We start from the raw sequence: 24538 nt of genomic DNA, 5'->3' as shown, positions 1-24538 counted from the left end.
CGTAAATTTTGGGCTAATTTTTAAATGTACAAAGCGCCTTGCTAAATACTTTTAATTTAGTCACTTGTCATTGGAAAAGTTGTAGATTTTGCAGGGGTATGGGGTTGGTCTGCTTTATAACTGGTTAGGGTATACAATTTCTTGTTAAGGATGTCAGGTGCGTTTTTGAAGCATTTACTTAAAATCAGTCAATAAATAGTGAATAAGGTTTATGGTTATTCAACTATTTAAACTTTACAAATATTTTTCAGGAGTGTTTTGGGCTGAGCCCTCCTGAAGGGCAACTTGGCGACAGGATTACTTTCTAGAACTGGCGACTCATCATCCTAAACTGGCGCGGGTGGGCAGGCCAACATCTCCTGGCCGGCGAAGTCTGCAGCACCAAAGGCGAACCCTTGCCAAGCACCTGCCAGGTTTGCTAAACTTCCTCTGCCGCTTAGAAGTAAGCACACCTAGGCATAGGCCATTTCTTTAATCTTAAAAACCATGAAACTAGCTGGAAACACAGTACTCATCACCGGTGGGGCCTCTGGCATTGGCCTGGCCATTGCCGAACGTTTTCTGCAGGCAGGCAGCACCGTCATTGTCTGCGGCCGGCGGGCCGATAAACTGAATGAAGCGAAAGAGAAGCATCCGGCGCTGCACACCATTGTCTGCGATGTGGCCAAGGAAGCCGACCGCGTGGCTCTGTTGGAGTGGACCACCGCTGAGTTCCCGCAACTGAACGTGCTGGTGAACAACGCCGGTATCCAGCGGCGGGTGAACCCTGTGGAGGAGCAAGAGGCGTGGAGCCAGACGCAACAGGAAATTGCCATTAACCTGGAGGCGCCCATCCACCTGTGTAGCCTGTTTGTGCCGCACCTGCAAAAGCAACCCAAAGCCGGCATTGTCAACGTCACGTCGGGGTTGGCGTTTACGCCGGGCGTTTTTGCGCCGGTGTACTGCGCCACCAAGGCCGCCCTCCATTCCTTTACCATGTCGCTGCGCTTTTTGCTGAGGAACACGGCCGTGGAAGTGGTGGAGATTGTGCCGCCCGCCGTGAACACTGATCTGGGAGGGGCCGGGCTGCACACCTTCGGGGCTCCCCTGGATGAGTTTGCCGACTCTGTGATGCAGCGGATTGACAACGGGGAACTGGAGGTGGGCTTTGGCACCGCCGAGGTGCGCCGGAAAGCCTCCCGCGAAGAGAACGACGCCTTCTTTCTGGAAATGAACTCCCGCTGGGCTTGACCCCGTTTAAGGCCCGTTTCAGTAAAAATAGCCTCAAAACGGGGCTTTGGTGCTGAGCCCCTGCAGGGCACTGCCGCCTGAAATTATCTCCGGGGTAAGTGACTGGTTCTTAGGTAATAAATGCTTATATTCAGGTCAGGGGAGGTTTTGCCTGTGAAACGCGTTAATAGGGTAACCAGGCGCAGAAAGCCTTACTGGTTTTGTGATACTTTTAAACACTAAGATGATGAAATGGGCATATAGCATCAAACAAAAGACAAAAGCCGCGTTTCTGATCGCCATCGTGCTGGGGCTGGTGCTTTCCAAGAATTTACTGGACAGCAACAACGTCAACCAGCTGGGGTCCTCCTTTTCGGCGGTGTATGAAGACCGGCTGCTGGTAGAAAGTTACATCTATCAGCTCTCGGGGCACCTCTACCAGAAGAAGATGCTGGTAGACAATTGTTACTATACAGACAATGCGGCCTCGTTGCAGGACCAGCTGTTGGCGAAGAACACGGCGATTGCTACCCTGCTGCAAACCTATGAAACCACCGACCTGACCGAAGCCGAGGCGAAGTATTTTGGCGCGCTGAAGCAGACCATGGATAAGATCAGAAACCTGGAGAACCAGTACCTGGCCCGCCAGGGAACAGGGCAGGAAATGGCGCAGGCCAAAGCCCTCATGGACGCGCAGTACAGCCTTGCCGCCAGCCACCTGAACCAGCTGTCGGGCATTCAGGTAGAGGAGGGCAAGCGCCTGAACGAGAAATCAAAGAAAATCATTGCGGGCTCCACCATCCTCACCAATTTTGAGCTGGTAGTGGTGGTAGGCCTGGGCATCATGATCCAGATGCTGATTCTGGCCTCCAAATCTAAGCTCTCCAAGTTCCCGCAGAAGCCCATGCTCAACTAACACAGTCTGGCTGCCCCGGTGCGCTGCCGGCTGCGTCTTTTTAGGAAAGGCGCAGCCGGGGCTCCGGGGGCGGGCAGTACCCAGTTGAAGCAGTTTCTGGAGGCAAAGGCAAAAGTATTCGGGCACATTGCTTACCTTGCTTAAAAGAGTCTTCATGGGCTCACCCTTTACACGCAAATAATGATACGCATGAAAAATACAGTGAAGGTATTGGCGGCAGCTTCTTTGCTCTGCCTTGCGGCTTGCTCCAAAGAGAAAAGCCCGGCCACTACAGAGAATGGTTCATTTAAACCAGCCACCTTCCCCGTGAATGCCGCCCCGGCGGGCGGGGCAAACCAACCGGCCACGGCAGGTCAACCGGCGCAGGGTGCGCAGCCCGAAGCCACGGCCGGGTTGAACCCCCCGCACGGACAACCCGGTCACCGGTGCGACATTGAGGTGGGCGCTCCCCTGAACTCCCCGGCCAAGTCTGCTCCTGCAGCTACCGGCACTGCGCCCGCTGCTTTGCCGCCCGCCCCGGTACTGCCATCGGCGCCGCCCATTTCCACCGCCAAAGGGCTCAACCCGCCACACGGCCAGCCCGGCCACGACTGCAGCATTGCAGTGGGTGCCCCGTTAAACAAATAAGGTTGGCCTTGAGCGCTGCCCCTAAGCGAACTGATTGGGCAGTATTTTTAGATTGATTTACTAAAAACAGGTTGAAAACAGAAAGCCTGCATGTAGCACACATGCAGGCTTTCTGTTTATTGGTGACGGTCAAAGTGGTTGGGAAGAACTAGTGGGCCGTTGTCTTTTGTGCTAGGAGTAGTTTATGGTTTCCTTTTATTTCTGCCGCCGGGCTGTACTTGGGCTGGTAAGTGCCCCTTACTTCTTCCTTTTCTTCCCCGCCTTGCGCACCGCCTTGCTGTATTTCGTCACCAACGGTATGGTAGAGTCTGTGTCGAAGACGCCGTAGAGGCCTTGCTCTTCCTGGGGAGGATCGCCCATGAGGTCATCGCCGGGTTTCCAGAAGTGGCGGGTAGGGTTGGGGCGAGCAGTGCCGTTGAAGGCCCAGAAGTTGGCACCGGCCAGGGCATCTTTGGCTTGGGCGCTGGCAAGTACGCGCTCAAACACCCGTTGGTAGTACCGGTCGCGGTGCGAGGTTGTGGCCGAGGGGCTGAACGCATTGTGGTCGCGCTGCAAACCGAACTCTTCCAGCACGATGGGCTTCTTCTGCTCGCGGGCGAAAGCGATGTGACGGTCCATGTACTCCATGGTTTTGGTGATAGCAGAATCCAGGGAACCGGCCAGGTTCTGGTTGTCCAGCCAACCCCAGTTGCGGGGCCAGATGTGCATGGTGAAGTAATCGATGTTGGGATCAGTGTGCACTTGTTTGAACACGTCCATGGAGCCCTCGGAGCCGTGCGAACCTTCTGAGCCGGTTGACACCAGGTGGTTCGGGGAAAGGGATTTGAGCAGGGCAGCGGTGCTTTTGATCCATTGGCTGTACGCCGGCACGTTGGCCATGGAAAAGGCGCGGGGCTCATTGGCAATCTGCCAGGACATGATTACGGGATCATCGGTGTACTTCTTCCTGGTGAACTGATTGGTGCGGCCTAGCATGAATTTCACGTGATTCGCGAACTGCTGCTTGCAGGGCTCGCACTGGTGGAACTGGCCCGAGTACTTCATGAAGCTCGCCCAGTCATTGTTGTTGGCCAGGGCGTACGGAATAGGCACGTTGGTGTTCCAGTTCACATATTGGCTAAACCCACCCGACCATTCCCAGGCATTGTTCAGGTACAGCACCGCTTTCATATCGCGCTTGCCCATTTCGGCCAAAAGGAAATCCAGCCCGGCCAGCAAAGTGTCATTGTAAACGCCCGGCGATAGCTGCAGACCCGGCGACACGCGGTACGGTTGATTATTAGGACCTTCGGTGCCGGCCAGAATGCGCAGGTTGGTCACGCCGGCTTTCTTGAGCATGTCCAGTTCCTTTAGCAGGCGCTCGCGGTTGCCGGCTTCGCCGGTGGAGCCCAGCAGCGCGCCGTACCAGTAATTGGTCCCGATGAAATAATAAGGCTTCCCGTTCAGCGTGAACAGGTGGCCATCGGTTTTCACAAAGTCCCTTTTCTGGGCGTGGAGCTGGGTGAAAGCAAGGCACAGGAGGGCGAGTAGGAGATAAATTCTGGTCATCTACTTTTTAGTTAGATAAAGCGCAGCTATAGGTGAGAGCACTGCGTAAAGAAAGAGTCAAACGTTCATTCTGTCATCCTGAAAGGACCTTGGGGCGAACGGCAGTTGCAGTAAAAGAAAGTCATTCTGGTTCGTCCACAAGGTCCTTTCAGGATGACAAAGGGGGGGAGGAGAGGCCCTTTGGGTTCTTTTCAGGGGAGCTAGGTGGCGCTCGCTATTTCCGGGGCCAGGAATCGGTCCGGAAGGCGGAGGCGGGCAGGCCTGCTTTGTTGAAAAGGTTCGGGTTGGCGCTGTTGCTCCAGCCAAACCGGACGGCTACCGGCTTTTTCACTTCCTTGGCGCTCACCACAACGGTGTTGCCGTCTATTTTAGCGGTAGCGGGCACAAACTGCTGGTCTTCGCCGGCAATCTCAAAGTAAGTGAGTTCCTTGCCTTTGACTACCAGGCCTTGGTCGGCGTGGTCAAAGTAGAGGCGGGTCTTGTTGCCCTGTACTTTCATGCTGCGGTAAATAGGACCCGAGGAAACCACGTCTTTCTTTCCGTAGGTTTTGTTCAGGGCCAGCGCTGCCAGGCGTTTGCCTACGTCCAGTTTGTTTCTGGGGTGGATGTCATCTACGTTGCCCACATCATGGATCACGGCCATGCCGGTGTGGGGCACGCGCAGGGTTTTTAGCTGAGCTTCGGCTAACCGAGGCCATTCTTCGGCCCCGCCGTATTTGTAGGGCGCAATCTGTACGTAGTAGAACGGGAAGTCCTGCTTCCAGGCGGAGCGCCAATCCTGGATGAGGGCGGGCAGCATCTGGGCGTAAACCTCAGGCGCGTCTACGTTAGATTCGCCCTGGTACCAGAGGGCACCGGCCAGCCGGAAGGGGATAAGCGGCGCAATCATGGCGTTGTAGGCTTTGGCGGTTTGCACCGGTCCCCATTCTACTTCTTTGCGTTTGGCGGCGGCCTCCGCCAGAACCGGATTGGCGGCCATGGCCCCGGCGCTCAGCCACACTTCGGCGGGCGTGCCGCCCCAGCTGCTGTTGATCAGGCCCACGGGCGTCTTCAGGTTCTGGTGAATCTCCCGCCCGAAGAAATAGCCCACCGCGCTGAAGTGCTGCATGGTCTGGGGCGTGCAGACCACCCACTGGCCCGGCAAGTCCAGCTGCGGCGCATCGGCGGTGCGGCGGGGCACCTGGAAGAACCGGATGGACGGGTAATTAGCCTCCGCAACGTGTTTCTGGGCGTTGTCAATACCCGCGTTGGCGCTCCATTCCATGTTAGACTGGCCCGAGCACAGCCACACCTCGCCCAATAACACGTCTTCCAGCACGATGGTGTTGTAGCCTTTCACGGTCACGGTTTGCGGCTGGGTGACCCCCGAGGTCTGCAGTTTCACCGACCATTGCGCCAGGCCGTTGACCTTGGTCTTGACGGGTTTGTTGTCCCAACTGCCGGTGACGGTGACCTCTTCGCCGGTGTGGCCCCAGCCCCAGATGGTCACTTCGGCGTTGCGCTGCAGCACCATGTGGTTGCCAATAATGGCCGGAAGCGAGACCGCCCCCGCCTGTGTAGTGACGCCACTCATGGCCATGAGCACGAAGCGTTTAAAGAAGGTTTTAAGTTTCATAGAGAAGAATGCATAAGGTCTTGTTTCACGTTTGCCCAACAACGGGTGGGTCTATCAGTAGCCTGAGTAATTTATTCATTGTGTTGTAAACCTGAAAGTGGGGTGAACCTGGAAAAGCGTTTCGGGCCCATTTTCAGAAAAAAAGGCCCGAATTGCCGTTGCATAGGCGGCGGTATGCGGATTTACTTGCCGGCCACCTTCGCTTTGTCACCAGAAAGCACCAGCATCACCACATCATGCGAGGGTACCGTGGCCGTGAAGGTCTTTTTGGTGTTGCCTTGCTCTTTCCTGGTCCACACGTTCCGGATTTTGTAGGTGGTTTTGCCCGCGTTCAGCTCCTTTTTAGAGAGGTCATCCACAATGGGGGTGTTCTTCCAGTCAAAGCTCACTTTCTGCGGGGCCTTGCTGCGGTTCAGGAACACCACGGCCCACTTGTCATTGTCCAGGGGTTTCAACCAGGTTTCCACGCTGTCTTTGGTGCTGTATTTAAAGCCCTGGATGCCCAGTTTGTCCTGGTTCACGGCAATGGCTTCCGGGTTGGTTAGAATGGCCAGGGTCTCTTTGGTCATGTTGCGCAGGTCGTTGCCAGCTATGAGCGGGGCGGCCAGCATGGTCCACATGGTGAAATGGGCGCGTTCCTCGTGCACGGGCATTCCGTTGCCCACTTCCATCATGTCGGGGTCGTTCCAGCGGCCCGGGCCGGCGTACTGCCGAAGGCCTTCCTGCATGTCCAGGATCTGCATCACGCCCCAGGACTTCCAGGTGCCGTGGTCTTTCACGCAGTCAAAGCAGTTGTAGATATCGCCGGTGGTGCGCCACAGGTGGCCCACGGCTGGGCCCCACTCCCAGGGTTTGTCGGTGCCCCACTCGCAGATGCTCAGCACCACCGGACGGCCGGCTTTGCGCAGCGCCGCCGCGATGGTTTTGTAGGCGCCCTCGGCTTTCAGTCCCTCGGTGTTGCACCAGTCGTACTTGAGGTAGTCAATGCCCCATTTGGCGTACTGCTGCGCATCCTGAAACTCATAACCCCGGCTCCCCGGACGGCCGCCGCAGGTCTGGGAACCGGCATCGGAGTAGATGCCCAGCTTCAGGCCTTTGGAATGCACGTAATCCGCCAGGGCTTTCATGCCGGAAGGGAAGCGCTTGGGATCTGGGTGAATGAAGCCCAGGCTGTCGCGGTCGCCGTGCCAGCAGTCGTCAATGTTAATGTACTCGTAGCCGGCCGCTTTCATGCCCGAACTCACCATGGCATCGGCGGTTTCCCGGATCAGTTTTTCGTCTACGTTGCAGGCAAATTTGTTCCAGCTGTTCCAGCCCATGGGCGGGGTCATGGCCAGGTTCTCGTATTTGGTGTAGTTCTGGGCGTAGTTGTTCCCCTGGCCTAATGCCGAAGAGGAAAGTGCGAGGGCCGCTAAAGAGAGCAGTAATTTTTTCATGTTTGTTTGAGGGGTTAGGTCAGGGGAGGTATGGTGATTTGGTGTTTTGTGGTAAGTACAAAGACAAGAAGGCCGGGGCTTTGTTTTCTTTGTCATCTTGGACGGATCTTGTGAGCGAACGGTCATCGCGCTTCCTACAAGGCCTTTCTGGTTGACCCACAAGACCCTTTCAGGATGACAGAAATGTAGTTTTCCTAAGTAAACCCAGTTGCTGTTTTAAGGCTGTTTTTAAAGTAACGTGCCGAAACCAGCAATGAATTAAGGCGAGGTCTTTGAGGCTCTTTCCCCAAAAACAGCCTTAAAACAGAAGCTAGCTTTAGCCTGGCTTTGGCAGAAACCAGCTGTAAACTTAGTCGAAGCGGCTCAGTTCTTTCTGGCACCGGTGCATGACCTCCAGACAGGCGCGGGCGTTGTGGTAGGGGCACTTCCAGAAGCCCACCTTGTCTTCCTTGGACATCAAGGAATAGTCATCATTCACGCCCCAGAACCATTCGCCCCGCTCCAGGTCCAGGAAGTAGGTCTGGGCGAACCTCCAGGCGTCAAGTGAATGGTGTAGGAAAGCTTCGTCGTGCGTCAGTTCGTAGGCGTTCAGGAAGCCTACCATGGCCTCGGCGCTCACCCACCATTCGCGGTGGGTGTCGTAGTGGTTCTCGTCTAGGTTCAGTTCGTGGTACAGGCTCCCGTCGGGCAACAGCGCCTTTGCCGTGGCGATGGCCATGTTCAAGGCGGTGTCCTTTACCTGACTCAGCAAGGCTTCATCGCCCAGCGCCTCGGCGGCTTCTTGCAGAAGCCAGGAGGCCTCAATGTCGTGGCCGTAGGAAATCAGGTTGGCGGTGGAGGTCCAGTCGCGGGCGAAGAACAGCTTCAGGTGGCCCGTGTTCTGGTCCACGATGTGTTGCAGGAACACCTCAATCAATCCTCTCAGTTTTTCCGCCAGCAGCTGGTCCGGCCAGATGCGGTACAGGTTGGCGTAGGCCTCCAGAATATGCAGGTGCGTATTCATGGTCTTAGGATCGTTGCGGTCCTTCTCGCTCAGGCGCAAATCCTCCAGCAGTTCACCTTCCTGGCTGAAAGCCTCTAAATAGCCACCGTGCTCGGGGTCAAAGCTGAATCTCTCAATCCACTGGAACAATTCCTGGCTGGCTTTCAGGGCCGCCGGATCTTGGGTGGCCTGGTAGTACTCGCTGAAGCCGTAGATGGCGAACGCCAGCGCATAGATCTGTTTGCGGGTGTTCAGGGGCTGGCCCTGGGCATCCACCATCCAGTAAATACCGCCGTGTGCGGTGTCCAGGAAAGAGGTGCGCAGGTAATCAAAGGCCCGAGTGGCAATCTCCAGGTACGTTTCCTGCTTGGTTTGCTTAAAAGCCGCCGAAAACGTCCACAGGATGCGGGCGTTCAGAATGCTGCCTTTAGGGGCATCCTGGACCACGTTCCCGGAGTAGTCGATCTGCCCGATGAAGCCGCCGTGTTGGTGGTCCAGGGTGTGCTCCATCCAGAAACCCAATATCCTTTCCAGCTCGCTTTCCATCTCCTGCTGGTAGGTGGAAAGCGTCTGGCCAAGGGTTGTACCGGTGAGGGAATCCATTACCGTGCGTTGTTTAGTTCAGGCGCTTCTACCTGCTTTTTGCTTTCCAGGTACGCCAGGTTTTTGTCAATCAAGTTGTTGATTTGCTGCACAGAGGCGGCGGAGCGGAGACCGTCGGCCGGGGTGTTCAGCACGTAATCCAATAATTTGTTCACAGTGGAAGTGGCCACGTGGGTGCGGGTGTCGGAGGAAGCGTAATAGATGAACACGGTGCCGTCCTCGTCCAGAATCCAGCCGTTCGCAAATACCACGTTGGACACGTCGCCCACTCGTTCCTCGCCTTCCGGCGCGATGAAGAACCCGCCGGGCTTGGCAATCACCTTGGATGGGTCCTGCAGGTCGGTGAGGAACAGGTACAGCACGTAGCGCAGACCGGCGGCGGTATTTCTAACACCGTGGGCCAGGTGCAGCCAGCCTTTCTCGGTTTTGATGGGGGCAGGACCCTGGCCGTTCTTCACCTCGTACACGGTGTGGTAAGTCTTGGGGTCTACGATGATTTCCTCGTCCACCACGGCGTTCTCCATGGAATCCGTCAGGCCCCAGCCGATACCGCCGCGGCTGCCTGCCTCAATGAAGCTGTCCTGCGGACGGGTGTAGAGTGCGTATTTGCCGTTAATAAACTCGGGGTGCAGCACCACGTTGCGCTGCTGCGGCGAGGTGGTCTTTAGGTCAGGCAGTCTTTCCCAGGAAACGAGGTCACGGGTACGGGCGATGCCGCACTGCGCGTTCGCCGAGGATTGGTCCCCTTCCGGGGCCTCCGGGTCTTTGCGCTCAGTGCAGAACAGGCCGTAGATCCAGCCGTCCTCATGCTGGACCAGGCGTATGTCGTACACGTTGATGTCCGGGTCCTCGGTCTCGGGCATGGTGATGGGTTTCTCCCAAAATTGAAAGTTGTCCACGCCGTTGGGGCTCTCGGCCACCGCGAAGAACGACTTGCGGTCGTTGCCCTCCACCCGGGCCACTACCAGGTACTTGCCGTTGAATTTGATGGCACCCGCGTTGAATACGGCGTTTACCCCAATGCGCTCCATGAAATATGGGTTGGTCTCGGGGTTCAGGTCATAGCGCCAGAAGATGGGCGCGTGCTGGTTGGTCAGGATCGGGAATTTATATTTGTCGTAGATGCCGTTGCCCAAGGGCTGCTTCTCGTTTTTTCTGCTGATCAGCTCGGAGTGAAACTTCTCCAGCGCTTGCTGTCTTTTTTGGAAGAGATTTTCCATGAGGATGAATTTAAAAAGGTAATGAGGAGAGCGGTTAGGGAATGTGCCTTGCCGCTGTTGGCTTATGTATGGGAAACTAGTTTTCTTTTAAGGGCAGAGGCCACGCTGTCGCCGTCATGGTCCAGCCTGTCCCACCAGGTTTTCTTCAGGATCACGCCTACCACCAGGATAATGCCTAAGACTACCATCAACTCGGTGTGCATGCCCAGCACCAGGTAAATAGGAAGGAGCGTGAGCGCCATCTGCCCGGCTACGCCAATGAGCACGTTGAACATGTCCAGCCAGAAGTTCTTGTTTTCCACAAACGAGGGGTCTTCGGCTTTCACCTGCTCGGCCACCGGTCCCCAGAAACCCCACGGACGCACGTTGCGGTAGAAGCCTTTCAGGGTTTCCATGTCGGTAGGCGGGGCCAGGTAGGTACCAATGATGCTGCCGGCCAAAGAGATGAGGAGCAGGTACGGGAAGTAGTAGAGGTCCAGGCCTTCGGTGAAGTAAGGGAAAACCAGTGCCGGAATGATACCGGCCAGCATGCCCCAGAAGAAGCCGCTGCCGTTAAAGCGCCACCAATACCATTTAAGCACGTTAGCCGAGATGTAGCCGCCGTAAAGCCCCGCCACAATCCATTGCAGCAAGCTGTTCACGTCTTTGGCAAACAAGCCCAGCACCATGCTCACCAACACCACTACAATGCCCGTGGCGTAGTTAATGCTGGTCACCGTTTTGTTGCTGGCTTTGGGGTTCACGTACCGCAGGTACACGTCATTTACCAGGTACGCTTGGGCTGCGTTGAGCGTTCCCGCGAAGGTCCCGATGAACGCCGCCAACAGACCCGCCAGGATCAAGCCCATTAAACCGTTAGGGGCGAAGTTCTGGATGGCGGCGGGCAGAATACGCTCAAAGTCAATACCGTTAGCCGATTCCAGGTTGAGTTGGTTGTAGTTCAAAATGGCCAATACAGTAAACCCGATGATCATCAGGTAGCGGGTAGGAATCAAAACCACCGACACAAATCCGCTCATTTTGGCGGCGTCTTGCGGAGATTTAGCCGAAAGCACTTTCTGCATGTCATAGCTGGGGGTAGGACCAGCCAAGCTGGCTAAAACTCCCTTGAAGACCATCAGCATAAAGAAAATCCCAAACAAGGAATAGCCATCGGCCTGAATTTTGGCATTCACCTCGTCAATGATTCCGGTCCAGTTCAGGTCATCCAAGGTAGCCCCAAAGAAGGGGGTTCTCCAGCCTTCTGGTACGTTTAGTTGGGCAACGTCTAGGTTGTTCATGGCCAGTACCGCAATGGCTACGGCAGCGGCGGTCATGATTAGATATTGGAGTACATCGGCCCATACAATACTGGCCATGCCGCCCAGGATGGAGTAGAACACCGCGAAGAAGGTGAAAACCATGCCGTAAAAGTGGGGCACGTATTCTGCCGGTAGGTCAAAGGGCAAGTATGGCTGCACCACCGACCAAGGCACGAAAATCTCCACGAACTTGCCTAATCCAATGAAGCCGTACGCCAGGAAGCCCATGCAGCTGAGCAGGGCGAAAACGACCACGATGCTGTGTGACTTGTTAGAATCCTTGCCCCGTCCAAAACGGGTGAGCATCCACTCGGCCCCGGTGGTCACGTTGGAACGGCGCAGCCAGGCCGCCAAAAACATCATCAGGAAGATCTGGTTGAAGGATGGCCAAAGCCACGGAATCCAGATGCTTTTGAGGCCATACACAAAGCCCAGCATCACCATCCACATGGTGCCCGAAATATCGAACATCCCGGAGGCGTTGGATAGCCCCAGCGCGTACCAGGGCAGCGTGTTGCCACCCAGTAGATACGCTTCTTTGTTGGCCTTGGCTCTCTTCTGCAAAATCAATCCAATGGCCGCTACCGATACCAGGTAGAGGAGGATGATGCCTATGTCAAGCGCGGTTAACTTCATGAGGTGTAGTTGTTGTGGGTTAGCGTAGTGTCAGGTAAGGGGCGTTCTATTGGGCGGCTTGTTTGTTCTGGTAAACCGGCGCGTACAGGTTCTCTTGCTGCGTTTTCTTAATGAAGAACACCTTGGGATTTTGGTAGAACTCCCTGAAATTCTCGGCGCTCTTCTGCCCCGGATAAGGCGCGTAGTAATGGTCTGGGCGGCCGTTGCGCCACACCAGCACGTAAGACAAGCCGGCGTCTTTCACAATGGGATACAGCACGTTGGTCCACCAATCAGTGACCGGTAAAGTCTCTAAGCCGGTTTCGCTCAAGGTCCAGACTTTGTTTTTCTCCTGACCAATCTGGCGCAGCGTTTCCACCATCTGGCGGGCTTCTTTTACAAAGGTCTGGTTGGATTGGGCCAGTTGGCTTGCATCTGCGTTGGCGGGCGGACGGTGGTAGATGTCAAAGCCCACAATGTCCACGTAGTCATCGCCGGGGTAGCGCTCCAGATAATCCTCGCGGGAGGTGAAGCGGTCGGTGGAGTAAGCGAAGAGCAGGTTGTTTGCTTTCTTTTTGCGCAGGTAATCCACGGTAAAGCGCCACATCTGCTTGTATTCCTCCGGCGAACAGTGTTTACGACCCCACCAGAACCAACTGCCCGTATGCTCGTGCAACGGCCGGAAGACCACCGGAATCAACTCGCCTTTAGGTCCTTTGAGGCTTTTCATGAAAGAAGCCAGACCGTCGAGCCAGGATTGGTAGCGCTTCAGGGCTTTTTTGTCTTTGAACAAATGCTGGATGGTAGAATCCATGGGGTCCCAACTGGTTTTGCTAGGGTCCAGCGGGTTGTTTAAATGCCAGCTGAAGGTGTTCAAACCGCCGTTAACGTACACTTCCTGGGCAAACTCCCGCATTTTCTGAAACGGAACGCTGTCCAGGTTCACGGGTTTGTTCAGCTCCAGATGGCCCAGGTCCCAACCCACCACGGCAGGGTATTCGCCTACCACTTCCTTCACATCAGACCGGCCAGGTTCGTATTTCCAGCCCATGCCGTACGCCAGCGCATCCTGGTGCCCGAACATGATGCCTTTCTGCGAGAGCCTCTTCAGGTTCGCGTACAGGTTACGGGTTTCGGCCGTGGCTTTCTTGTTGATGGGAAGTGCCTGCCCTAACGCATGAAGACAGGTGAATACCAGTAAAAAGCAAGCCGCAAATAATCGGGTCATGGGTGTACAGGTAAAGAGCCAAACTCAATAGTAAGCGCAGCGAAGTTTTCGGTTAGCATCAGGTAACTCCGGCTGCCTGCCTGGCCTGGCGCGGTTTAGTGCTCCTTTGGGTAAAATAGGCAGAAAACGCCTGGTTTTCTGCTATCCTCACAAGCTGTTCCCACAAGCCAAGGCATCTAGTACAAATCTAAATAGTTTTTCTACCCGGTATTAGCATTATTTTATCAATTGTTTGATTGAAACTCTAAGGCTTGGCTCTGTGCGCTCGGGTTAGGGCATCACTTGTGCAATCAAAGCCAGATTATGATAAAGATAAACGAGAAGGTGAAGTTGAGGCAGCGTTTAAATAATACCTGCTGTTTAGGCGCTGTTTTTAGGGAAAGTGTAGTAAAGTAGCAATCCAAGACTTGGAGAGAAACCTGAATTGTTTTGAGTTGTATGCCCTGAGTTTGCCTATGAGCGCGTTCTTACCTAGGCTTTTAGAGGTAAAAACCTTAGTCTTTTTTTAGCAGGTATACGATTATTTCTGCGCATATCTGTATCTTCAGGTACAATTTCAGAAGCATGAGTGCCATCTACCGTGAGATTACCCCCCTAACCCAGAACGACTGCTTTACCGTCTTCTCGCGGGTAAAGCAGGAGTTCAACTTCCCGCTCCACTACCACGAGGACTTTGAGCTGAACTTTATTTACAACGCGGCCGGCGCCAAACGGGTGGTGGGCGACCATGTAGAGGTGATTGACGACTATGAACTGGTGCTGGTGGGCAGCAACCTGCCGCACGGTTGGTTCACGCACCAGTGCAAAGACAAGGAAATCATGGAGATCACCATTCAGTTTCACCGGGACCTGTTTGACGAGAAGTTCCTGCGCCGCAACCAGCTGAGCTTTGTGCGGGTGCTGCTGGAGCGGGCCGGCAAAGGCATTTCCTTTTCGCGCGAGACCAAGGAAGCGTTTAAGCCCCGCCTTGAGGCATTGACGCAAAAAAGCGGGTTCGACTCGGTGCTGGAGCTCATCTCCATTTTGCATGACCTGTCCATCTCCCGCAACATGCGCACGCTTTCTAACAGCACCTTTACCTCAGACCAGTTCAATTACCACAGCCGCCGTATTGAAAAGGCCTTTGAGTACATGCAGGCCTACTATGACAAGGAAGTATCTCTGGGCGATGTGGCCAAAGTGGTGAACATGCCCGAGGTTTCCTTCAGCCGGTTTATTAAGAAACGGACCGGCAAAACGTTCATCGAGAGCCTGAACGAGATCCGGCTGGGTCACGCCTCGCGCCTGCTCATTGACACCACCGAGACCATCTCGGAGATTTCCTTTAAATGCGGGTTCAACAACCTATCGTACTTCAACCGCATTTTCCGGCGCAAGAACGGCTGCACGCCCAAGGAATTCCGGCAGAATTACTCTGGTTCCCGGGTCTTCATTTAAGCTCCCGAAAAGCGCCTAGTTGTGCTTTGTTTCAGCGGTGTTTTCCAGAAAACAGGCGTAAAACGGAAAAACAGAATCGAGCATCAACCGAAACGGCCGCGGGCCGATGCGTTTCTAAATCGCATCGGCCCGCGGCCGTTTTCAGGGATTCCGTTTTGGGGCCGATTTCCAGGAATCAGCCCCAGAACAGGAGGTTAGTTTATTGCAAGGTAACGGTAGTCTTCAGGTCGCCCACCATCAGGTCAAAGGCACCGGGCTCGGTGACCCATTTGCCGGCCTCGTTCACAAAGGCCAGGTCTTTGGCCGAGAGGGTGAAGCTCACTTCTTTCTCCTCGCCGGGTTGCAGCGCTACCTTGGTGAAGGCCCGCAGGCGTCTGGCGCTGGGCGTAATGCTGGCGAACTGGTCGTGGCTGTAGAGTTCCACGGTTTTTTTGCCCGCCCGGCTGCCGGTGTTCTTCACGCGCACCGTAACCTGCAGATGGTCGGTGTTGGTGAAGGTGGTCTTGCTCACGCGCAGGTCTGAGAGCGCGAACGTGGTGTAGCTCAACCCGTGCCCGAACGGCCACTGTGGGTTGAAGCCCCGGTTGCCGGCCACGTTGGGCACGTCTTCCCGGATGATTTCGGTGCCTTTGTGGTCATAGGTGAGCACGTCGCCGGAGAAGCGCGGATAGGTGAAGGGCAGCACGCCGTCTGGGTTGTAGTCACCGAACAGCACATCGGCAATGGCCGCGGCACCAAACGTGGCCGGACGGTAGGCCAGCAGAATGGCATCGGCCAGGGGCTCCACGGACGACAGGAGGCGCGGTCTGCCTTCCAGCAGCACCAGGATCACGGGCTTGCCGGTTTCCTTGGCGGCCCGCACCAGGGCCAGTTGGTTCTCTTCCAGTTCCAGGTCGTCAATCACACCGGGGCTCTCGGCGTAGGCCTTCTCGCCTAAACACAGCACAATGGCCTGGGCCTGGGCGGCGTCTCGCTTCAGTTGGGCCACGTTGTAGTTGGCGGCGGCACCAAAGTCAGCCACGGACCTTGAAATAACATTGCCTTTGCCAATTTCAGCAATCAGGCCCTGCACCACGGTCTTGGCTTTGGCGGGGTACTGGCTCTCGTCGTTGCCCTGCCACACGTAAGACCAGCTGCCGTGCAGGGCACCCAGGTTGTTGGCGGTGGGGCCTGCCACCAGCACCTTGGTGGTTTTTCTAAGCGGCAAGGTCTGGTTGTTGTTCTTCAGGAGGGTCATGCTCTCCAGCGCCGCCTGCAGCGAGGTCTGGTCGTACTCGGGCTTGTGAATGTTACCGGCCAGCGAAGCTTTCGGGCCAGGCTGCTCAAACAAGCCCAGCTTTTTCTTGAGGGTTAAGATGCGGCGCACCGAAAGGTTGAGGCGCTCCTCAGAAATGGTGCCTTCCTTCACCAGGGCCACCAGGTGGTCATAGAAAGAGAACTCATAGGGCACCATGCTCATGTCCAAACCCGCCTCCACGGCCATGCGCACGGCCTCTTTGGGGGTAGCGGCCACCTTGTGGCGGGTGTGCAGCCTGATCACGTCTTCCCAGTCAGACACGGCCACGCCCTCAAAGCCCAGCTCGTTGCGCAGGATGTCGGTGAGGTAGTATTTGCTGCCGTGCACGGGCACCCCATTGATCTCGCCGGAGTTGATCATGACCGTGGAGGCGCCGGCTTCCACGGCGGCCTTGAACGGCGGCAGGAAAATCTCGCGCAGCATCTGCTCCGGAATGTAAGACGGCGTGCGGTCTTTGCCGGTAGAAGGGTAGGAGTAGCCCAGGTAATGCTTCATGCAGGAGGCTACCGTAAAATCGGGCCCCAGGCCGTTCTGCTCGTAGCCCTTGATGGCGGCCACGCCCAGGGTCTTCACCACGTGCACGTCTTCGCCGAAGGTCTCCTCAAAGCGGGGCCACAGCGGCTGTCGGCCTACGTCCAGCACCGGGTCAAAGTTCCACGGAATGCCCGAGGCGCGGGTCTCGGCGGCGGTGTGGCGGGCAATCTGGTGCACCAGGTCTGGGTTGCGGGTGGCCCCCATGCTAATGTTGTGCGGGTACAGGGTAGTGCCGGCCAGGTAATTGGCCCCGTGGATGGCGTCAATGCCGTAGATCACCGGAATGCGCAGGCGGGTGGTGGCACTGGTGGCGTGAATGGCGTTCAGGATGGTGTGCCACTCCTGCAGCGTGTAAGCGCGGCCCTTCACGTTCAGGATGGAGCCTATGTTGTACTGCACCAGTACCCGGCGCAGCTTGGCGGTATCTACCACGGCGGCTTCGCTGTCCTTCAGGATAAGGTCAATGGTGAGCTGGGTCATCTGGCCCACCTTCTCCTCTATGGACATGCGGGAGATCAAGTCCTCAATCTGCTGGTCGCGCGCGGCGGCCGGCGTGGCCGGGGTGGTAGGAGCGGCGGTAGTGCTAGGCTGTGAGGCGGGGGCTGGCTTAGTGCCGCTGCAGGCGGGTAGCCCCAGCGCCAGGGCCAGCGCCAAAGGAGTCAGATACCTCCTGGACACTTTGTTGGTTGGGAATGGCATGAAAGAGATACGTTTACTGGTGCACAGAATTCAATGTCTTTGCAAGTATAAAGCATCTTTTTCAAGTAGAACGGGCCTTGCGGGGCCACTTAACAAATGAGACACCAAAAGGAAACATTCCATACCGCTTACCGCTTATGATACAAAATATCTTTGAGGAATCTAAGTTTAACAGCTTGGCAGAAGAGCCTCAATATTTCAAGATTGGTTTGAAGAATAGCTGATTTGGAACGGGTATTTTATTATTTTTACAAAGACTGCCCGGTTGTGCGGCGGCCAGCTTCCCTGATTTTAGCCTGTTTTCCCCAAATAAGCCCCAAAACCGCTGCCGCTCGTGCCCCAGGGTGGCCGTTGGGCAGAGGGTAAGGAATGTTAACCTGGGGGTAAGGGGCCGGGAACGGGGTGCGGTTTCTTGAGTTGTGTATGGTGCCAAGTATGTCACGTATGGGTTTTGTTAGTAAGATAGTAGCAGTGCTGGTTTTCCTGGGTGCTTTCACGGCGGCCCGGGCCCAGGTGCCGGAGCGGTACCGGTTTTCCCTCCTTGACATCAACCAGGGGCTTTCCAGCAACCAGGTGCAGTGTTTCCTCAAAGACAGCCGGGGCTACCTGTGGGTGGGCACCATTGCGGGCGGCCTCAACCGGTACGACGGCTACCAGCACAAAGTCTTCAAGTACCAGTCGCATGACACCACCTCCCTGCTGAGCAACGACGTGACCAAGCTGCTGGAGGGGCCAGACCGGAAGATCTGGGTGCAGACCTCGCAGGGCGTGTGCGTGTTTGACCCTGTCACCGAACGGTTCTACCGCAACCCAGGGGCGCTGCTGAAACAGTACAAACTGCCCAACGGCAGGGTGGAAGACCTCCTGAAAGACAAGGCCGGTAATTTCTGGTTCGTGATCAGCGGGCAGGGCCTGGCCCGGTACAACCCCAATACCAACCGCGCGGTACAGCTGAAGCACGCCTTTTCAGACAAGAACAGCCTTAGCACCAACAACATTTCGGCCCTTGGCCAGGACAGCCGGGGCGGAATCTGGATCATCCACAAGAGTGGCATCCTGGAAAAGCTGGACCCTGCCACCCTAAAGGTCACCGAGCGCAACGACGAGATTTACCGGAAGTACAGCCGGGAGGCCCTGGACTACGCCCTCATGGTGGACTCGGCCAATGACCTGTGGCTCTATGTGCGCGAGAAAGAGGGCGGCGTCTATTTTTACCAAAACGGCTCCAAAACGCTACAGCACTTCCACAAGGGCTCTTCCCCCATCCGGCTCAACAACAACCTGGTGCGGGGCATGGTGGAGGGCGAGCCCGGCCAGATCTGGATTGGCACAGACCACGGCGGCATCAACCTCCTCAACAAACACAAGGCCACGGTGCAGTACATCCGGCATGACCCTGAGGTGGACCGCAGTCTGGCGCACAACAGCATCTACGCGCTGTACAAAGACCCCGAGGGCATTATCTGGGTAGGAACCTTCAAGAAGGGCATCAACTACTACCACAAAAACAGCGTCCGGTTTTCGCATGACAAGCACCGGGCCTCGGTGGCGGGCAGCCTGCCCTTTGACGATGTCAACGCCTTCGCCGAAGACGCGAAAGGCAACCTCTGGATTGGCACCAACGGCGGCGGCCTGCTCTACTTAGACCGAAAGACCGGCCTTTACACCAAATACACCCACAATCCCGCCAATGCCAACAGCATCGCCAGCGACGTGGTGGTGAGCCTGCTCCTCGACCGGCAGCAAAACCTGTGGATAGGCACCTACCTGGGCGGCCTGGACAAGTTTGACGGCAAAACGTTCACGCACTATAAAAACGAGCCGGGCAACCCCGAGAGCCTGGCCGACAACAGCATCTGGGAACTGTACCAGGATGCCGGCGGGAACATCTGGGCGGGTACCCTGCGCGGCGGGCTGGAACTGCTGAACCCGCAGCAGACCGGCTTCATCCACTCCAGTGTGGGCAAGGGCCGGTTCCCCATTCACTGCAACTACATCACCTCCCTGGCCGAGGACCGCCTGGGTAACCTCTGGGTGGGCGGCGGCTACGGTTTGGACGTGTTCCACAAGGAAACCGGCAAGAGCACCTATTTCTTCCATGACCCCAAAAACCCCCAAAGCCTGATCAGCAACAGCATTACCTTCCTGCACCGGGACCGGCGCAACAACCTATGGATAGGCACCACCGAGGGGCTGGACCTGTACAACGAGAAGGAGAACACCTTTACCCACTTCACCACCAGGAACGGGCTGCCCAACAACACCATCACCACCATTCTGGAAGACCAACGCGGCAACCTCTGGATCAGTACCCGCAACGGCATCTCGCACCTGATCATCCGGCAGGAGCAGGGCGGCGGCTACCGCTTTGATTTCCGGAACTATGATGAGCTGGACGGCCTGCAGGGGAAAGCCTTCAACGAGAACGCGGCGCTGCGCACGCGCCAGGGCGAGCTCATCTTTGGCGGGGCCAACGGGTTCAACCTGTTCCGGCCCGGCGCCATTGAGAAGAACAGCCGGGCCCCGCGCGTGGTGTTCACAGATTTTCAGCTGTTCAACCAGAGCCTGGAGGCCAACAAGCCTTTTCAGGAGAGAATCATCCTGACGAAGTCTATCTCTGAAACAGAGCACCTGACCCTAGAGCACGATGAGAACGTGTTCTCCATTGGGTTTGCGGCGCTCAACTTCATTCATCCGGAGAAAAACCGGTACCGCTACAAGCTGGAGGGCTTTGACAAGGAATGGCGCACCGCAGACGCCAGCAACCGCAAAGTCACCTACACCAACCTGGACCCCGGCGAGTACACGTTTCAGGTGCTGGCCTCCAACAATGACGGCGTGTGGACCCAGACTGGCGCCAGCCTGAAGATCACGGTGCTGGCTCCGTTCTGGCAGACGCCGCTGGCCTTTGTGCTGTACGCCGTGGCGGCCATTGTGGCCCTGGTGGTGGTGCGCAGGGTGGAGTTGCGCAAGACCGCCGCCAAATTCAGGCTGGAGCAGGAGCGGCGCGAGGCGCGCCAGTTGCATGACCTGGACCTGATGAAGATCAAGTTCTTTACAAACGTGAGCCATGAGTTCCGCACGCCCTTAACCCTTATTCTGGCCCCCCTTGAAAAGCTCCTGAAAACCCAGCCAGACCCTGAGCTGCAGCAGCAACTGCAGATGATCAATAAGAACGCCCGGCGCCTGCTGAACATGGTCAACCAGCTGCTTGACTTTAAGAAGATGGACGTGAACGATGTGCGGCTGACTCCGGCAGAGGGCAACGTGGTGGCGTTTGTGCAGGACACCGTGAATTCCTTCGTGGACTTGTCAGACAAGAAGAACATCCCGCTCTCGTTTACCGCCAGCGTGCAGGAGTTGGTCATCTCCTTTGACAAAGACAAGCTGGAGAAGATCCTGTTCAACCTGCTTTCCAACGCGTTTAAGTTCACGCCTGAGCAGGGCCGCATAGCGGTAGAACTCAACTGCCACCCCAACGACTCTTCTTCTGAGGGCATTAAGATTCTGGAGATAAAAGTAAAAGACACCGGCATTGGCATTGCCCGCGAGCACCACCAGAAGATCTTTGAGCGGTTTTTCCGGGACCAGGTGCCCAGCCACCTGATAAACCAGGGCAGCGGCATTGGGCTGGCGCTGGTGCAGGAGTTTGTCAACCTGCACGGCGGCATGATTACGGTAGACAGTGCGCCCGGCGCGGGCAGTTGCTTCACGGTCACGCTGCCCGTGAAAGAACTTAGCCCCCAGCCAGCCCCGGCAGAGAGAGAGGCGGAGTTGGAAGAGCAGACCAGTGAGGAGCCGGTTGCCGCCCCCAAAGCTGCCGCTGCTGCCTTCGCCCAGGGCAAACCCGTGGTGCTGATCACCGAAGACAACGAAGATTTCAGGTTTTACCTGAAAGACAGCCTAAGCCCGCATTTTAACATCCTGGAGGCGCGGGACGGCAAAGAGGGCTGGCAGAAGGCCCTGGCCCACCTGCCCGACCTGATTGTGAGCGACCTCATGATGCCGGAAGTAGACGGGATGGAGTTCTGCAAGAAGATCAAGGCCGATGCCCGGACCTCGCAGATTCCGTTTGTGCTGCTCACGGCCCACGCCTCTGATGAGAAAAAGCTGAAGGGGCTCAACGTGGGGGCCAATGATTACCTCACCAAACCCTTCAACTTTGACTTGCTGCTCACCCGCATCCGGAACCTGATCGCGCAGCGCGAACTCCTGCAGAAAGTATTTGAGAAGAAGATAAGCGTGCAGGCCAGCGAAAACGAGATTGTGTCCTTAGACGACAAACTCATCCGGAAGGCCATCCAACTGGTGGAAGACAACCTGTCCAACCCCGACCTTTCGGTGGAGGAAATGAGCCGCGAGTTGGGCGTGAGCAGGGTACACCTGTACAAGAAGATGGTGGCCATCACGGGGCAGTCGCCGGTGGAGTTTATCCGGAAGATCAGGCTGCAGCACGCCGCCCAGTACCTGGAAAAGAGCCAGCTCACCGTGGCCGAGGTTGCCTATAAGGTAGGGTTCAACAACCGCAAGTACTTCACCAAGTACTTCAAGGAGGAATACAACATCCTGCCCTCGCAGTACGCCGAGCGCCTGCGGGAAAAAGAAGCGCCGGTGTAAGCAGGTGGCTGGGCCTCGCGCAGTGGGGTAGGGGTGCGGGCCTGGTGCCTGGGTTAACATCAGGGGAATACATTGGAAACATTTGGTATCCTGCTGAGCCGCGGGTACCTGTTAATTTAGCAGGTACGAAGGGGGCAATGCAAACGCCCGCGGCGGGTGGCAGTGGTCTGGGGTTTTACAGGCCGTTCTGGTTGCCGCCGTGGCCAACGCCCCTATGTTGTTCCATAACCCTGAAGCAGTTCTTCTCCATGCGTACTTTCTGCAAAACGCTCACGGGCGCGTTCCTTTGCCTGACCTTTTCCTGTGCCCAGGCCCAATCGCCGGTCCGGGGACAAGAAGCCATCCGGCTGAATCAGCTGGGTTTTTACCCAAACGCCGCCAAAATAGCGGTGGTAGTGGGCGAGCACCAAGGCGGTAAGTTTCTGCTGAAAACCGCCGACCAAGCCAAAACGGTGCACACCGGGCAGCTGTCTGAGAGCAAGCCGGCCGAACTGTCTAAGCGGCCCACCCGCGTAGCCGATTTCAGCAGTTTCAACACGCCCGGCACCTACGTGCTGGAAATTCCCGGGGTGGGGCAGTCCTACGCGTTCGAGATCAAGCCAGACGTGCACAAAGAGTTGGCGGCGGCTTCTGTCAAAGGCTTCTATTTTCAGCGCACGGCCACCGACTTACCCGAGCAGTACGCGGGCAAGTGGCACCGGCCCGCCGGGCACCCAGACGATAAAGTGCTGGTGCATCCGTCGGCGGCTACCGCCCAGCGCCCGGCGGGTACCGTGATCTCGTCTTCCAAAGGCTGGTATGATGCCGGTGACTACAACAAGTACATTGTGAACAGCGGCATCACCATGGGCACGCTGCTCTCGGCGTACGAAGATTTTCCCGGGTTCTTCCGGGCCCAGAACCTGAACATTCCTGAAAGCAACAATACCGTCCCAGACCTGTTGGATGAGTCGCTCTGGAACCTGCGGTGGATGCTGACCATGCAGGACCCGCATGACGGCGGCGTGTACCACAAACTGACCAATCCGGCCTTTGACGGCATCATCATGCCCCACCAGGCCACCGGTCCCCGCTACGTGGTGCAGAAAGGAACGGCCGCCGCGCTGGACTTTGCCGCCGTCATGGCCCAGGCCAGCCGGGTGTACAGAGGCTTCTCCAAAGAGTTTCCGGGCCTGGCCGATTCTTGCCTCACCGCCGCGGTGCGGGCCTGGGACTGGGCCCGGAAAAACCCCAAGGTAGCCTATGAGCAGGACGCTCTCAACAAGAGCTTTGACCCAGACGTGAGCACCGGGGCCTACGGCGACTGTGATTTCACCGATGAGTTTATCTGGGCCGCGGCCGAACTGTACACCACCACCAAGCAAGACAGCTACTACAAGGCCGTGACCATGCTGCCCGACCCTAAAATGCCGCTGCCCTCGTGGCCTCAGGTGCGGTTGCTGGGGTATTACACGCTGCTGCGGCACAAAGACAAGGCCGGGGCCGTTGCCCTGCAAGATCTGCCCGAGATCAGGAAACGGTTGCTGCAGATGGCCGATGGGATGGTAGCTGGCGCCAGCCAGGGCGCCTATAAGACCGTGATGGGCCGGGTGGCGCAGGACTATATCTGGGGCAGCAGTTCCGTGGCCGCCAACCAGGGCATAGCCCTGATCCAGGCCTACCAGCTTACCAATGACAAGAAATACCTGCAGGCCGCCCTCTCCAACCTGGATTACCTGCTGGGCCGCAATGCGGTGGGCTATTCCTTCGTGACCGGTTACGGCGACAAAGCCACCCTGAACCCGCACCACCGCCCTTCCATGGCCGATGGCGTTAAGGAGCCGGTGCCGGGGCTGCTTTCCGGGGGCACCAACGGGCAGGCCAACAAACAGGACAAGTGCGAGGGCTACACCGCCACCTCACCGGATGAAATGTACCTGGACGTGGACTGCTCCTACGCCTCCAACGAGATTGCCATTAACTGGAATGCCCCGCTGGTGTACCTGGCCGGCGCCCTGGAGGCCCTGCAACAAAAGGCCGGTTTTGCCGCAAACCTGAAAAAATGATGCTCACAGAAGCCCTTATGCAAACAGAACTCCTGACCCGGCGTGCGTACCAGCAGCCGCACCAGCGGGTAGAAAAGGTGCTCCAGTACCTGCAGGCGTATTACCAGGAAGACGTACGGCTGGCGCAGGTGGCTGAGTTGGTAGACATGCCCGAAGTGTCTTTCTGCCGTTTTCTGAAACAGCGCACCGGCAAAACCTTCGTGGAGAACCTGCACGCCATCCGGTTGGGGCACGCTGCCCGTCTGCTGGTGCATACCACGCGGCCCATTGCCGAGATAGCCAGTGCCTGCGGGTTCAACCAGCCGTCTTACTTTAACCGCATTTTCCGGCGCATCCACGCGTGCACGCCCCAGGAGTTCCGGCAACGGTATGGCCTGGGCGCAGTAGGCAAGAACTAGGCTCCGGCTTTGCCGAAGGTGCCCACCAAGTTCTGGTTCAGGCGAAAGGCTGGAGAAACCGGTGTTTTAAGGCTGTTTTCTTGAAAAGGGCCCTACAACAAGGTGGCGCGTTTGAGTTTATCCCTGAAAGGGCAATTCCCTTTTCCCTTGCCGGTACGGTGGCTTTTGCGGTTTTCGCGCGGGTAAGAAGGGGCTGCTTTTTCGTTTACCA

The 24538-nt window shown here is 56.7% G+C and carries 15 protein-coding genes; 7 read left to right on the top strand and 8 right to left on the bottom strand.

Annotation, left to right across the window (positions count from 1 at the left end; all coding sequences use genetic code 11):
- The first annotated feature begins 486 nt into the window (after window positions 1–486).
- The 3 genes from JT718_RS02500 (at window position 487) to JT718_RS02490 (ending at window position 2752) form a co-directional block, all read left to right on the top strand.
- Window positions 487–1230, top strand: a complete 744-nt coding sequence (locus JT718_RS02500) for an SDR family oxidoreductase (protein WP_205500108.1) — start codon at window positions 487–489, stop codon at window positions 1228–1230.
- A 226-nt stretch (window positions 1231–1456) separates the two neighbouring features.
- Complete coding sequence (locus JT718_RS02495) at window positions 1457–2125, top strand: MCP four helix bundle domain-containing protein (protein WP_205500107.1); 669 nt, start codon at window positions 1457–1459, stop codon at window positions 2123–2125.
- Window positions 2126–2314: 189 nt separating this feature from the next.
- Window positions 2315–2752, top strand: a complete 438-nt coding sequence (locus JT718_RS02490; RefSeq protein ID WP_205500106.1) for a hypothetical protein — start codon at window positions 2315–2317, stop codon at window positions 2750–2752.
- Between the two features lie 237 nt (window positions 2753–2989).
- Here the strand turns inward: JT718_RS02490 and JT718_RS02485 are convergent, their stop codons facing one another.
- From JT718_RS02485 to JT718_RS02455, 7 genes are all read right to left on the bottom strand, one after another.
- The gene (locus JT718_RS02485; RefSeq protein ID WP_205500105.1) at window positions 2990–4300 is read right to left on the bottom strand and encodes a glycoside hydrolase 5 family protein; all 1311 of its coding nucleotides are present in this window, start codon (window positions 4298–4300) and stop codon (window positions 2990–2992) included.
- Between the two features lie 214 nt (window positions 4301–4514).
- On the bottom strand, window positions 4515–5915 hold the full coding sequence (locus JT718_RS02480; protein WP_240336880.1) for a sialate O-acetylesterase: 1401 nt from the start codon (window positions 5913–5915) through the stop codon (window positions 4515–4517).
- Between the two features lie 182 nt (window positions 5916–6097).
- Complete coding sequence (locus JT718_RS02475; protein WP_205500104.1) at window positions 6098–7351, bottom strand: glycoside hydrolase family 27 protein; 1254 nt, start codon at window positions 7349–7351, stop codon at window positions 6098–6100.
- A gap of 349 nt (window positions 7352–7700) precedes the next feature.
- On the bottom strand, window positions 7701–8936 hold the full coding sequence (locus JT718_RS02470) for an AGE family epimerase/isomerase (RefSeq protein ID WP_205500103.1): 1236 nt from the start codon (window positions 8934–8936) through the stop codon (window positions 7701–7703).
- Entirely contained in the window at window positions 8936–10156 is a 1221-nt protein-coding gene (locus tag JT718_RS02465; RefSeq protein WP_205500102.1) for a glycoside hydrolase family 130 protein, read from the bottom strand. Before JT718_RS02465 ends, JT718_RS02470 begins: the two co-directional genes overlap by 1 nt.
- A gap of 62 nt (window positions 10157–10218) precedes the next feature.
- Window positions 10219–12093, bottom strand: a complete 1875-nt coding sequence (locus JT718_RS02460; RefSeq protein ID WP_205500101.1) for a sodium:solute symporter family protein — start codon at window positions 12091–12093, stop codon at window positions 10219–10221.
- Window positions 12094–12139: 46 nt separating this feature from the next.
- On the bottom strand, window positions 12140–13300 hold the full coding sequence (locus JT718_RS02455) for a glycoside hydrolase family 26 protein (RefSeq protein WP_205500100.1): 1161 nt from the start codon (window positions 13298–13300) through the stop codon (window positions 12140–12142).
- Window positions 13301–13864: 564 nt separating this feature from the next.
- Between JT718_RS02455 and JT718_RS02450 the strand changes: the two genes are divergently transcribed.
- Window positions 13865–14737 (top strand): AraC family transcriptional regulator, encoded by an 873-nt coding sequence (locus JT718_RS02450; protein WP_205500099.1) that lies wholly within the window; start codon window positions 13865–13867, stop codon window positions 14735–14737.
- A gap of 199 nt (window positions 14738–14936) precedes the next feature.
- Here JT718_RS02450 and JT718_RS02445 read toward each other — a convergent pair whose 3' ends face one another.
- Window positions 14937–17267 carry a glycoside hydrolase family 3 N-terminal domain-containing protein gene (locus tag JT718_RS02445; RefSeq protein ID WP_240336879.1) on the bottom strand — a complete coding sequence of 777 codons (2331 nt, stop codon included), beginning with the start codon at window positions 17265–17267 and terminating at the stop codon, window positions 14937–14939.
- A 444-nt stretch (window positions 17268–17711) separates the two neighbouring features.
- On the opposite strand from JT718_RS02445, the gene JT718_RS02440 reads away from it, so the two are divergent.
- From JT718_RS02440 to JT718_RS02430, 3 genes are all read left to right on the top strand, one after another.
- Window positions 17712–21884, top strand: coding sequence for a hybrid sensor histidine kinase/response regulator transcription factor (locus tag JT718_RS02440; RefSeq protein ID WP_205500098.1), 4173 nt, complete (start codon window positions 17712–17714; stop codon window positions 21882–21884).
- Between the two features lie 248 nt (window positions 21885–22132).
- Window positions 22133–23929, top strand: a complete 1797-nt coding sequence (locus tag JT718_RS02435) for a glycoside hydrolase family 9 protein (protein WP_205500097.1) — start codon at window positions 22133–22135, stop codon at window positions 23927–23929.
- Complete coding sequence (locus JT718_RS02430; protein ID WP_205500096.1) at window positions 23926–24327, top strand: helix-turn-helix domain-containing protein; 402 nt, start codon at window positions 23926–23928, stop codon at window positions 24325–24327. The genes JT718_RS02435 and JT718_RS02430 overlap by 4 nt, the downstream gene beginning before the upstream one ends.
- The last annotated feature ends 211 nt before the right edge of the window (window positions 24328–24538 follow it).

This window comes from Rufibacter psychrotolerans (assembly GCF_016924645.1).
Classification (GTDB): domain Bacteria; phylum Bacteroidota; class Bacteroidia; order Cytophagales; family Hymenobacteraceae; genus Nibribacter; species Nibribacter psychrotolerans.
The sequence above is the reverse complement of the archived record's forward strand: the minus strand, read 5'-3'. Positions and strand labels throughout refer to the sequence as shown.

Excerpts from the sequence above, each read along its gene's own strand:
- JT718_RS02500 (WP_205500108.1), top strand. The coding sequence starts at position 487 with ATGAAACTAGCTGGAAACACAGTACTCATCACCGGTGGGGCCTCTGGC.
- JT718_RS02455 (WP_205500100.1), bottom strand. The coding sequence starts at position 13,300 with ATGACCCGATTATTTGCGGCTTGCTTTTTACTGGTATTCACCTGTCTT.
- JT718_RS02445 (WP_240336879.1), bottom strand. The coding sequence starts at position 17,267 with ATGCCATTCCCAACCAACAAAGTGTCCAGGAGGTATCTGACTCCTTTG.
- JT718_RS02470 (WP_205500103.1), bottom strand. The coding sequence starts at position 8,936 with ATGGATTCCCTCACCGGTACAACCCTTGGCCAGACGCTTTCCACCTAC.
- JT718_RS02440 (WP_205500098.1), top strand. The coding sequence starts at position 17,712 with ATGGGTTTTGTTAGTAAGATAGTAGCAGTGCTGGTTTTCCTGGGTGCT.
- JT718_RS02485 (WP_205500105.1), bottom strand. The coding sequence starts at position 4,300 with ATGACCAGAATTTATCTCCTACTCGCCCTCCTGTGCCTTGCTTTCACC.
- JT718_RS02490 (WP_205500106.1), top strand. The coding sequence starts at position 2,315 with ATGAAAAATACAGTGAAGGTATTGGCGGCAGCTTCTTTGCTCTGCCTT.
- JT718_RS02460 (WP_205500101.1), bottom strand. The coding sequence starts at position 12,093 with ATGAAGTTAACCGCGCTTGACATAGGCATCATCCTCCTCTACCTGGTA.
- JT718_RS02465 (WP_205500102.1), bottom strand. The coding sequence starts at position 10,156 with ATGGAAAATCTCTTCCAAAAAAGACAGCAAGCGCTGGAGAAGTTTCAC.
- JT718_RS02475 (WP_205500104.1), bottom strand. The coding sequence starts at position 7,351 with ATGAAAAAATTACTGCTCTCTTTAGCGGCCCTCGCACTTTCCTCTTCG.
- JT718_RS02480 (WP_240336880.1), bottom strand. The coding sequence starts at position 5,915 with ATGAAACTTAAAACCTTCTTTAAACGCTTCGTGCTCATGGCCATGAGT.
- JT718_RS02495 (WP_205500107.1), top strand. The coding sequence starts at position 1,457 with ATGAAATGGGCATATAGCATCAAACAAAAGACAAAAGCCGCGTTTCTG.
- JT718_RS02435 (WP_205500097.1), top strand. The coding sequence starts at position 22,133 with ATGCGTACTTTCTGCAAAACGCTCACGGGCGCGTTCCTTTGCCTGACC.
- JT718_RS02430 (WP_205500096.1), top strand. The coding sequence starts at position 23,926 with ATGATGCTCACAGAAGCCCTTATGCAAACAGAACTCCTGACCCGGCGT.
- JT718_RS02450 (WP_205500099.1), top strand. The coding sequence starts at position 13,865 with ATGAGTGCCATCTACCGTGAGATTACCCCCCTAACCCAGAACGACTGC.